Genomic DNA, 10413 nt, shown 5'->3' with positions numbered 1-10413 from the left:
CCGCTGTGCCTGCACGGCATCGCCGAGGCCGACGAGCTGTATCTGCTGGAATCGGAAAAGGGATCCAGGCATCTGACGCGTCCGGCACGCCGCCGTGGCGGCCACGCCCGCCAGCGCGGCATTTCCAGTGAACAGGTCTGCATCCTGGTGGCGCGCGACCGCACGGGACAACCCCTCGACTTCGTCACGGGAAAAGGGGCGCTGACCAAGGTGCAACTGCATGCCTGCCTGCCACCCGTGATCGACAAGGACGTCTTGCTGGTCACCGACGGCCATGCCGCCTATCGCGCCTTCGCCCGTGAAGCGGGCATCAGTCACCGGGCCGTCAACTTGCGTGCCGGCATCCGCGTGCAAGGCGCCGCCCACGTGCAGAACGTCAACGCGTATCACAGCCGCTTGCGCGGCTGGCTGCGGCCCTTTCACGGCGTTGCGACGCGCTACCTGCCGAATTACCTGGCATGGCGCTGGATACTGGACGCCGGGCGCATCCGCTCCCCTGAAACACTATTGAAGGCAACACTGGGAGAGTTCCCACACTTGACGGTGACATAGCCAATATTTTCGTTGGCGCCAGGGGCACGGTTCCCTTGCTTGCGTACGGCTGCGCACATACCGGGGCGCCGCGCGCTGCCATAGTGGAGCCATGCATTCACCCCATGCAGCACAGCCGCCCCGCGGCGCAGGGTGCAGCCCAGGCCCGTTTACCGAAATGAAAGGACATGCCATGAATATCGATACCATCGTCGACCAGGAATATGCCGACAAAAGCTTCCGCGACATCGTCAATGCCCCCATCAGCGCCTTGCGCGGCGTCAGCGCCAAGGATGCCAAGGCCTTGCAGCAGGCGTTTGGCGTGAGCACCGTGCGCGAACTGTCCAACCTGAACTTCGTCAAATGGGCCAGCGCGCTGGCCATCCTGGCCGATGAAGAGGGCATGAGCGGCGAAGAGCGGGCCAAGGAAGAACTGCTCGACGACGCCGTGGAAATGACGTTTCCCGCCAGTGACCCGATTTCCGTCGACGCGGGCATCACGCGCATCGAAGTGCCGCCGGAAACCGTCGATGCGCAGACGGACCACCAGCACGCGGGCCAGCATGAAGTAACGGCTGGCAAGAAATAAAGCGTTGCAGCAATAAAAAAACCGGCTGGCCGTCATGGCTTGCCGGTTTTTTCACGTGCCGCGCGCAGGAAGGCCGCGCAGACAAGTTCAGGCGATCGAGGGGATGCCGCTGTTCTGCAAGGTGGTCTGGACGGCCATCACTTCGTGGGGCGAGCAGCAAAAGCGGTTCTTGCCGGCACGCTTGGCTTCGTACAGGGCCGTGTCGGCCGTGCCCAGCAGCGATTCGACGGAACTGGCGTCGTCCGGATAGATGGCGATGCCGATGCTGGTCGACAGGCGCAGGGTCAGGTCGTTGATGAAATACGGCTCGGAAATGACTTCGATCAGCTTGGCGGCCGGTTCGCGCGCGTCGCCCTTGCCGGCCAGGTTGCCCAGCACGATGACGAATTCGTCGCCGCCGATGCGCGCCACGGTGTCTTCCTTGCGCGAGGCGCCCACCAGGCGCGCCGCCACCATTTTCAGGATGTCATCGCCATAGCCATGGCCATACGTGTCATTGATGGCCTTGAAGCCATCCAGGTCCAGATACAGGATGGCCGATTTGCCCCGGTTGCGGGCCGATTGCTGCAGGGTATGCGCGATGCGGTCTTCCAGCAGACGCCGGTTCGGCAGGCCCGTCAGCGGGTCGTGCAGGGCCAGTTCCTGTTGCTGTTTGCTGTATTGCGCCAATTCCTTGTACAGCAGGCGCACTTCCAGCATGTTGTGGATGCGCTTGTGCACTTCCATCAGGTCGAACGGTTTGCTGATGAAGTCGCGCGCCCCCGCTTCCAGGGCGGCGATCTTGAAACTCGGTTGCGCCGTCAGGGCCAGCACGGGCAGGTAGCCGCCATGCTCGATTTCCTTCAAGCCTTTCATGACCTGGAAGCCGTTGAGTTCCGGCATTTGCAAGTCCAGCAGGATGAGGTCGTAGCAATGTTCCTGGTGCAGGGGACAGACCTGGGCCGGGCGCATGGTGGCCGTGACGTTGGTATAACCGGCTTCACGCAGGATTTCCAGCATCAGGTCGACATTGTCGGGTGAGTCGTCGACGACCAAAATTTTGGCTTTCAAAATCTCATCTTGGCTGGGCATGTATGGTCTCGGTTAATACGGTCAATGCAACGCTGGTTTCCACCGCAGTTGATAGTCTGGCGGCGCGGCTGACGGCAGGTCCACAGGATAGTAGCGCCTTGCCACAAGATGGGGCGCACAACAGCGCATGAGTCCGCTATGGCCGTCGCTGCCACGGCGCCGTGCTTCTGCATTTCAGTGTAGCAAATTTCAGGGAAGTTGCTTGTAGGACAGTGCCGCGTGTGGAAGTAGGAAGGCTCACCCATGGAAATAGTTATTTTGTCCTGAGTTATTTATTTCCTTGCATCAATTCTCCCGCCGTTTTCACGACGCGGGCCCGGGCAGGCGTGGCGCCGCCAGCCGCGCCACGGCCGCCACGAGGGTGGCGGGATCGGGCGGCGTCGCGATGCTGGCCTGGAAACCGCTGTCGAGCGCGCGCTGGTGGTCCTGCGACTGATCGAGGGCGGTCAGCGCCAGCGCGGGCAGGCCGGCGTCCGATGCGCGTAGCCGGGCCAGCAGCTCGACGCCGTCCGCGCCCGGCATGCCGATGCCGCTCACGAGCACGTGCGGGCGTGCCAGGGGCAATAGCTGCAGCGCTTGCGCCACGCTGCCGGCGCCATGCACTTCGGCGTTGCAGTCGCGCAAGATGCCCTCCATCCGTTCGCGCGCACCGACCTCGTCATCGACGAGCAGTACCTTGACGCCGCGCAAGTCGTCGCTGCCGGGTTTGCCTGAGGGCCCGGCCGACGCATTCACGGGCAGGCGCACGGTGAAGCTGGCGCCCTGCATGTCGCCGGCGCTGCTGACCGCGACCGTGCCGCCATGCTGTTCCACCAGATGCTTGACGATGGCCAGGCCCAGGCCCAGGCCGCCATGCTTGCGCGTGGTGGAGGCGTCGGCCTGGCGGAACCGGTCGAATACGTGGGGCAGGAAGTCTTTCCTGATGCCGATGCCATTGTCAGTCACCGTGATGGCCAGGCGGTTCGCTTCGCGGCGCACCGCGATATCGACGCGCCCCCCTTGCGGCGTGAATTTCAGGGCATTCGACAGCAGGTTCCAGATCACTTGCTGGATGCGGCTGGGGTCGCCCGTGAAGCTGCCCGCATCGCTGGCGATGCTGCTGTGGATGGCGATGTGCTTGGCGTCGGCCGCCGGGCGCAGGGTTTCGATGGCCGAGGCGATGACGCCGGCCGGCGCCAGAGGCTGCAGGTCGAGCATCACCTTGCCCGAGGTAATGCGGCTCATGTCGAGCAAGTCTTCGATCAGCTGCGCCTGGGCGCGCGCATTGCGTTCGATGCTATGCAGGCCACGGTGCAGGTCGGCCTGGTCGCGCGTGCCGCGCCGCAGCACCTGGGCCCAGCCGAGGATGGCTGACAGCGGCGTGCGCAGTTCATGCGACAGGGTGGCGAGAAAATCGTCTTTCAGCTGATTCGTGCGCTCGGCCTCGGCGCGCGCCTCGCGTTCGCTGTCGAGCAGCACCTTGCGTTCTTCGGCGGCCCGCGTGGCGGCCGCGTACAGGCGCGTATTGTCGAGCGCGACGGCGGCCTGGGCCGCGATGCCCGCGACGATGCGTTCGCTGCGCGCGCTGAACATGCCCGCTTGCGGATGGCCAAGCAGCAAGCGCCCCAGCGGCAGGCCCGCGCGCGAATTGACGGGCAGGCTCAGGCAGCTGCGCAGCGGCGGCGCGCCGTCGGCGCCGGTCTCGGGCGCGGCCAGCAAGTCGTTCTGGCGCGTGGCCGGACCGAGGCGCAGCTCGGCGGCGATGGCGTCGGCCAGGCGCAGGCTGATGCCGCTCACGGCGCGCGCCGCCGGCAGCGCATCCGCATCGGGCGCGGCCGTATCGTCATGGTAATAGAAGGCGCCGAAGCGCGCGCCGCTGATGCGCGTGGCCGCATCGACGGTTTCCTGCAGCAGGGCGGGCAAATCCAGGGTGCTGGCCAGGGCCGCGCCCGTGTTATTGAGCAATTCGAGCACGCGCGTCTCGTCGCGCAAGGCTTCCTGCGCACGCTTGACCTGGTCGACGTCGGTACTCGTGCCAAACCAGCGCAGCAGCCGGCCGCCCCGGTCGCGCACGGGATTGGCGCGCGTCAGGAACCAGCGGTACTGGCCGTCGGCGCCGCGGATGGGGAACTCCATCTCGAAGGGCGTGCCGTCGCGCAAGGCGCTCTTCCAGGCTTGCAGCATCTGCGGCAGGCGCTGGGCGTCATAGGCAAGGCTCCAGCCGTCGCCGGCCATCTGTTCGGCGCTCGTGCCCGTATAGTCGTGCCAGCGCTGGTTGTACCACGACATGGTGCCGTCGAAGCTGGCGATCCAGGCCAGTTGCGGAATGGAATTGGCCAGCGCGCGCAAGTCTTCCTCGCTCTGGCGCAGGCTGTCCTCGGCCGCCTTGCGCTGGCTGATGTCCTGGACGTAGGTGGTCAAGCCCTCGCTGGAAGGGAAGAGGCGCACTTCCAGCCAGCGCCCCAGCGGCGGGTAGTACAGTTCGAAACTGCCGCCTTGCCGTTGCGTCATGGCACGGCGGTACTGCGTTTCCAGTTCCGTGCCCTGCATATCGGGGCAGGCCAGCCACAGGCTGCTGCCCGCCAGCTGGCTGCCGGGCGGACGCCGTGGCGCCAGCATATCCGCGCCGCGCGTATTGATATAGCGGATGGTCCAGTCGCGGTCGAGCAGGCTGAAGCCATCGGTTATGCTTTCAAGCAAGTTGGCGAGATGCTCGTCCGACAGGCTCGGCGCCCCCGGCGGGGGAAGCAGATCTTGCTTGCGTTCATGCTTGGCCATTGAAAATCCTGCAACTGTGAGTCTGCCGCACGGGCTCTTGCCCCGACGGGCCGCCGTCGCCACCTTCAGTGAGCAAGTGGGGCATGCTGGTGTTGTCAGCTGTCATGAAGGAGGGGAGGCACAAGCGCCCCTGTCTGCCTGGTATTGTAGCCCCAAGCGGCCCGCCGCCACCGCACGCTTGCGCGCCAGAGAACGTTCCCTTGCAGATAGCACTGGACAGGCATGCAGGCAGTCCCTATAATCCCGCTTCTTTCGAGACAGCAACTTCTCGATTCGCCGGGCGCCGCTGTGAAAGCGGAGGTGCGCGACGATAAAAAGGCGTCAGCTTTTTGGCAGTGAAAAGGTAGTCGGTCATGCGGGGCGGTATTCTGCAAAATCAGCTAAGCGATTGAAAAATCGAACTTTTCAAAGCGAAATGAATACGCTATAATGTTTGCCTGCGCGGCTGTAGCTCAGCTGGATAGAGTACTTGGCTACGAACCAAGGGGTCGTGGGTTCAATTCCTGCCAGCCGCACCAGAATACTGAAAATCAGACTTTGCCTGGTTTTGTTGTAACAAGTTTCACCTCCATGTTGTTCATGGAATGTTGTAGAAGTTTTGCGGCTGTAGCTCAGCTGGATAGAGTACTTGGCTACGAACCAAGGGGTCGTGGGTTCAATTCCTGCCAGCCGCACCAGTATTTCCAAAATGGAGTTCGCTTCGTTTTGATGAAAGTTTCAAGCTTCGCGCCGTTGGGCGGAGTGTGTCAGAGTTTGCGGCTGTAGCTCAGCTGGATAGAGTACTTGGCTACGAACCAAGGGGTCGTGGGTTCAATTCCTGCCAGCCGCACCAGTATCAGCAGTAGTGAAAAAACCCGGAAAGTTCGCTTTCCGGGTTTTTTTTCGTCCAGCGAAAGGCAAGCCTGCAGCGCGCCGCCTCCATTGCGGCGCGCTGCAGTGGCCAGGCCCCGTCAATTCGGATAAGGCTGGCCCGACGACGCCTGGTTGCCCAGGACGATGGTGGTCACCCACAGTCCGCCGCTGGTCACGGGGCCGGTGAACTTGAACAGCGAAGCGCCGGACTGCGCCGGGTCCGCCACGTTCGACGCCAGGGCATTCAAGCCCGAGGTCGTGAAGGTACACGAGGTTTCCTGTCCAACCGCATTTTGCTCCGCGTTCAGCACCGGCGTGGCGCCATTGAACAAGTGCAGGCCGCAATTATCCATTTTCGAGCCGTAGGTGGCCGACTGCGTATAGTTGAAGGTCACCGCGCCATCGAGCAGGGCGGCGGCGGGGATGGACGACAGTTTCGCCGGCGTGATGCTGGTGAGCGTGGCGAACAGGCTGGCCTGGTTGGCCTTGGCAAACGCTTTCGACAGGGGCACGGCATTGATCTGGAACGGGAAGGCGCTGACGGCGCCATTCGGCGTTTTCAGGGTCCACACGTAGATTTTTCCAGGCGCCACTTTCGTTTCGTCGATGCAAGCCGTGCCCGCGCCCAGGCCCGGCGTATTGGCGGGCAGGCTGGCCAGGTCCTGGCAGCTCTGGATGGCTTCCGCGTTATTGTAGAAAGTGCTGGCGGCACCATTGCTGTCGGCCACCCGCATGTGGGTGTAGCCGGTGGCCGGCAGGATCAGCTGCAGTTTGCTGCCGGCCGTGCCCGGTATCTGGAAGTCGCCGAACGTCGTCAGGCCCGGTCCCCGCACGTCGATCTTGTTGACGGCCGGATTTTCCTGCAGCACGGTGTCGAGCTCGACGTGGGCAGCCCATTCGCGCGCAAAGCTGGCCGTGCCCGCCGTATCGACGCTGCGCTGGATGCGCGCATTCATGTGCATGTCCAGGTGGCCGCTGCCGGCCAGCTTCCAGCCGCCGGCGCAGACGCTGGTGTCGCCCGTCTTGACCAGCTTCCAGTTCAGCATGCCCGCATCTGTTCCGATGCGCAACTGCACCCATGCGCTGCCGGGCTTGCCGGAGGTGAAGGCGATGGCCGTCGCCCCGGCACCGAGGCGATTGCCGATGAAGTCGGCGACGCGCGTCGTCGAGGTGCTGCTCGTGGACGTCAGCGTGGCAATCTCGCCCGAGCTCAAAGGCTGCATGTCCACGCCCGCTAAACCCAGAGCTTCGATGGTCAGGCCCGCGTGCGCGGCCTGGTCCGCGCTGGTCAGGGCGGCCAGAATTTCAGCCTTGCCCACCGCCGCTCCCATATTGAAGGAGCTGTCGATAAACGGCGACACGGCCGCCGCCGACGGCACGACGAAGCCCGTCTTCGGATACAGGGCGCTGAGCGAGGCCAGGCAGGCGCGGATTTCCGGCAAGACAGTGGCCGCGGCCGTCGCCTTGGCCAGGTCGGCGTCCGATGGGGGCGTCGCTGCCGGTATCGTCGGCGCGCCGCCGGCGGCGGCCGGCAGGGTCACGCTGCCCAGCGCGCTGTTGGTGGCAATCAGGGTGACGGTGGCCATGGCGCCCTGCGCTTCCGCGGGCGCGACGAGGATCTGGTCCAGCACGGCGTCCATGCCCGTGCCGTTGGCAACAAAGGCGCCCGTCAGCGGATTGGTATTGCCGGTATTAATCGGTTTGATCATGGCGACGACGGCGGCCACGGCCGCATCGAGCCGTTGCTGGGTCGCTGCATTGGCCAGGGCCGAGGTGCAGGCGGCCGAGACCGTATTGGCGACGGGGGCGCAGACGGCGGCCAGGGCCGTGCCGCCAGGCTGGCCCGACGCCGTGGAGACGATCAGGTCGGTCAGCGGCGTGATATTGACGGTCTGCCCCGCTGCGGTGGCGATGGAATTGAGCGTCACCTGCCTGCCACCGGACGAGCCGGTGATGCTGAGGAAAAACGGCGCCGTCATGCCGGCCACGTCGACCGTAAATGCCCCGCCGGCGCCGGTATTGACCGCCGTGGACACCTTGCCCTTGCTATCGATGGCCACCACGCTGCCCGAGATGGGCGCGCCGACGGCGGCAGTGCCGCTGAGCGTCGTTGCCGGCGGCGGCAAGACGGGCGGAACCGGGTCGGCGGGGCTGCTGCTACTGCCGCCGCCACAGGCGGCAAGAAGGAGGGCGGCCGCGCAGGCGGCGGCCAGAGGCAATTTATGCAAGTTTATTTTCATGACATCCCCTTGGTATTTTTTTTGGAATTACTGCTAGTAAACATTCTCAAAGTTTTCCGTGAATTGCAATTTATTTTTCTTGAATGCATTAATAATGGCGAATCAGTCATCGGCGTGTCGGTTTTGCGCCGCAATCAGAAAATCAATGTGATTAAAATTGCAATCTGGCGGGGCGGCCGGTGAAAAACCGGGGGGAGAGCGTCAATTGTGAAATATCGCCGCCACGCCCTTTGCCATTCTGCAAAGCCCTGCTATAATCGTGTCTTAGGCGGCTGTAGCTCAGCTGGATAGAGTACTTGGCTACGAACCAAGGGGTCGTGGGTTCAATTCCTGCCAGCCGCACCAGAATATCGGGGGTCAGATTGTAAAATCTGATCCCCTTTTTCGTTTACGAACGCATTATGTCGTGCCTGTGGCGCCGCGCCGGTACTGGTGGCGGAACGCGCGCGGCGTGACGTGCCTGGCGGCGCGGAACTGGCGGTTGAAATGCGCGAGGTTGCGGTAGCCCGCCTCCTGCGCGATGACGGCGATGGCGAGATCGCTCTCGATCAACTGTTGGCAGGCGCGGCCGATGCGCAGCCGCGCCAGGTAGTCGCCCGGCGTGCAATGCGCGTGGCGCTTGAAACAGCGGTGGAAGGCGCCCAGCGACAGGGCCGCCTTCTGCGCCAGGGTTTCCAGTGCGATTTCTTCCCGGAAATGTGCATGCATGAAATCGAACACGCCGGCCATGCGTTTTTGTTGCCCGTCGGCCAGCGGCGCCTGCGCCGTCGAGGCCAGCGGCCGCGCGCCCGCATCGCCCGCCAGTTCCAGCAGCACGTCGAGCAGCAGCGGCAGGCGCTGCGGCACGGGCAGGGCATTGAGCCGCAGCAGCTGACCGGCGCAGCGCGCGCTCGTCCGCGGCGAAAAATGCAGGGCCGGGCCGGCGCGGGCCGCCAGTTGCCGCACGCCGTGCAATTCCGGAAAGCAGGCCGCCAGCTGCTCAAGCCACTCCAGCGAAAACCACACGACGACGGCCAGCATCGGCTGGCTGCTGTCGATGCGCTCGCTGGCCGACCATGTGTGCGGCAAATTCGGCCCCAGCAATACCAGGTCGCCCGGTTCGAAGTCGCCCACGTGGTCGCCGATGTAGCGCTGCCCCCGCGCATTGACGGTGAGGGTCAGCTCGAACTGCGGGTGGTAGTGCCAGATGAAGGGAATGGCGTCCAGTTCGCGCCACAGCAAGCCCCAGGAGTGGCCTGGCGGTATCGTAACCTGTTCGAATAAAGGTGTCATCGTGACGTTGTGGACATAGGAATAGTCAGGATAGTATCAGTATGGGCCGCTTGGCGCGCATTTCAGCTGCTCAGGCCAGCGCACAATCTGTCTCACACCAACACAGGAGACAGCGATGCAAGAAGATCGATATCAATACGGCCAAGACCGTCCCGGCAACCCGTCCGTGGCCTACACGGAACAGACCCAGTTGCGCGACATCCACAAGCAGCTGCCCTTGCGCGTGCTGTCCGCCAGCGACTTCTTGCACTGGCAAACCTACGGCTACGTCATCGTCAGGGATGCCGTGTCGCCCGAGCAGGTGCGGCGCACCGCCGATTTCTTGTGGGAATTCCAGGGACTCGACCAGCATGATCCCGCCACCTGGAACCGGGAGCAATTGCGCGACCACGCGATGAAAGAGCTCAACGGCTCCGGCATGGTCGAGGCCTATCACCACCAGACCCTGTGGGATAACCGCCAGACCCCGCGTGTCTACGACGCCTTTGTCGATATCTGGGACCGCCAGGATTTGTGGGTGACCATCGACCGCGCCAACCTGAACACGCCGAACCACGGCAAGCGCAAGTTTGGCGGCTTCATCCACTGGGATGCGGACACCACGCTCGACCCGCTGCCCGTCAACGTGCAGGGCGTGCTGGCCCTGTCCGACACTTCGCCTGAGAGCGGCGGTTTCCAGTGCTATCCGGAATTGTTCAATAACTTGTTGAGCTGGCGCAAGACGGTGCCGCAAGACCGCAACCCCTGGCAGCCGGACCTGGCGACGGTGCCCTACCCGATGGAATTCATTGCCATGAAGAAGGGCGAGCTGTTGATCTTCAACAGCCTGCTGGCGCACGGCATCCGCCCGAACACGTCCACGGACCAGGTGCGCCTGGCGCAATACATTTCCTTTACGCCCGCCCAGCAAGACAACCAGGCCTTGCGCGACTGGCGCGTGCAAAGCTGGCGCGAGCGCAGCGCGCCGCAGGGCTACGCCTTTCCCGGCGACCCCGAGGACAAGGAAAAGCTGCGCTACCCGCAGGCGCGCCTGAGCGCGCTGGGCGAGCGGATCCTCGGCGCGCGCGACTGGTAAGCCACGCGCTGTCCGTCAGGCTTGCC

At 64.0% G+C, this 10413-nt stretch carries 7 protein-coding genes and 4 tRNA genes; 7 read left to right on the top strand and 4 right to left on the bottom strand.

The annotated features are described in order from the left end of the window. Positions 1-552: IS1595 family transposase (locus tag BXA07_RS24645; protein WP_139335740.1), on the top strand; the 552-nt coding region annotated here is incomplete at its 5' end. 172 nt (positions 553-724) lie between these two features. Then, positions 725-1120 (top strand): hypothetical protein, encoded by a 396-nt coding sequence (locus BXA07_RS24640; RefSeq protein ID WP_076571777.1) that lies wholly within the window; start codon positions 725-727, stop codon positions 1118-1120. Between the two features lie 87 nt (positions 1121-1207). Here BXA07_RS24640 and BXA07_RS24635 read toward each other — a convergent pair whose 3' ends face one another. Continuing rightward, the gene (locus BXA07_RS24635; RefSeq protein WP_076571775.1) at positions 1208-2191 is read right to left on the bottom strand and encodes a GGDEF domain-containing response regulator; all 984 of its coding nucleotides are present in this window, start codon (positions 2189-2191) and stop codon (positions 1208-1210) included. Positions 2192-2494: 303 nt separating this feature from the next. Continuing rightward, positions 2495-4948 (bottom strand): hybrid sensor histidine kinase/response regulator, encoded by a 2454-nt coding sequence (locus BXA07_RS24630; RefSeq protein WP_076571773.1) that lies wholly within the window; start codon positions 4946-4948, stop codon positions 2495-2497. Between the two features lie 441 nt (positions 4949-5389). Here BXA07_RS24630 and BXA07_RS24625 point away from each other — a divergent pair. The 3 genes from BXA07_RS24625 (at position 5390) to BXA07_RS24615 (ending at position 5780) form a co-directional block, all read left to right on the top strand. Continuing rightward, positions 5390-5466, top strand: a tRNA-Arg gene (locus BXA07_RS24625). Positions 5467-5548: 82 nt separating this feature from the next. Continuing rightward, a tRNA-Arg gene (locus tag BXA07_RS24620) sits at positions 5549-5625 on the top strand. 78 nt (positions 5626-5703) lie between these two features. After that, a tRNA-Arg gene (locus BXA07_RS24615) sits at positions 5704-5780 on the top strand. 118 nt (positions 5781-5898) lie between these two features. On the opposite strand, the gene BXA07_RS24610 is transcribed toward BXA07_RS24615, so the two are convergent. Further along, complete coding sequence (locus BXA07_RS24610; RefSeq protein ID WP_076571771.1) at positions 5899-8028, bottom strand: hypothetical protein; 2130 nt, start codon at positions 8026-8028, stop codon at positions 5899-5901. 280 nt (positions 8029-8308) lie between these two features. Between BXA07_RS24610 and BXA07_RS24600 the strand changes: the two genes are divergently transcribed. Next, positions 8309-8385: transfer RNA gene (locus BXA07_RS24600), tRNA-Arg, on the top strand. Positions 8386-8439: 54 nt separating this feature from the next. Here the strand turns inward: BXA07_RS24600 and BXA07_RS24595 are convergent. Then, positions 8440-9312: a helix-turn-helix domain-containing protein gene (locus BXA07_RS24595; RefSeq protein ID WP_076571768.1), complete on the bottom strand. Its 873-nt coding sequence runs from the start codon at positions 9310-9312 to the stop codon at positions 8440-8442. 115 nt (positions 9313-9427) lie between these two features. Here BXA07_RS24595 and BXA07_RS24590 point away from each other — a divergent pair, with 115 nt between their 5' ends. Continuing rightward, positions 9428-10387 carry a phytanoyl-CoA dioxygenase family protein gene (locus tag BXA07_RS24590; protein ID WP_076571766.1) on the top strand — a complete coding sequence of 320 codons (960 nt, stop codon included), beginning with the start codon at positions 9428-9430 and terminating at the stop codon, positions 10385-10387. Positions 10388-10413 lie beyond the last annotated feature (26 nt).

The sequence above is a fragment of the Janthinobacterium sp. TND4EL3 genome, assembly GCF_900156175.1.
In the GTDB taxonomy this organism is placed as follows: Bacteria; Pseudomonadota; Gammaproteobacteria; order Burkholderiales; family Burkholderiaceae_D; genus Janthinobacterium.
This window is presented reverse-complemented; position numbering and strand designations above follow the sequence as displayed.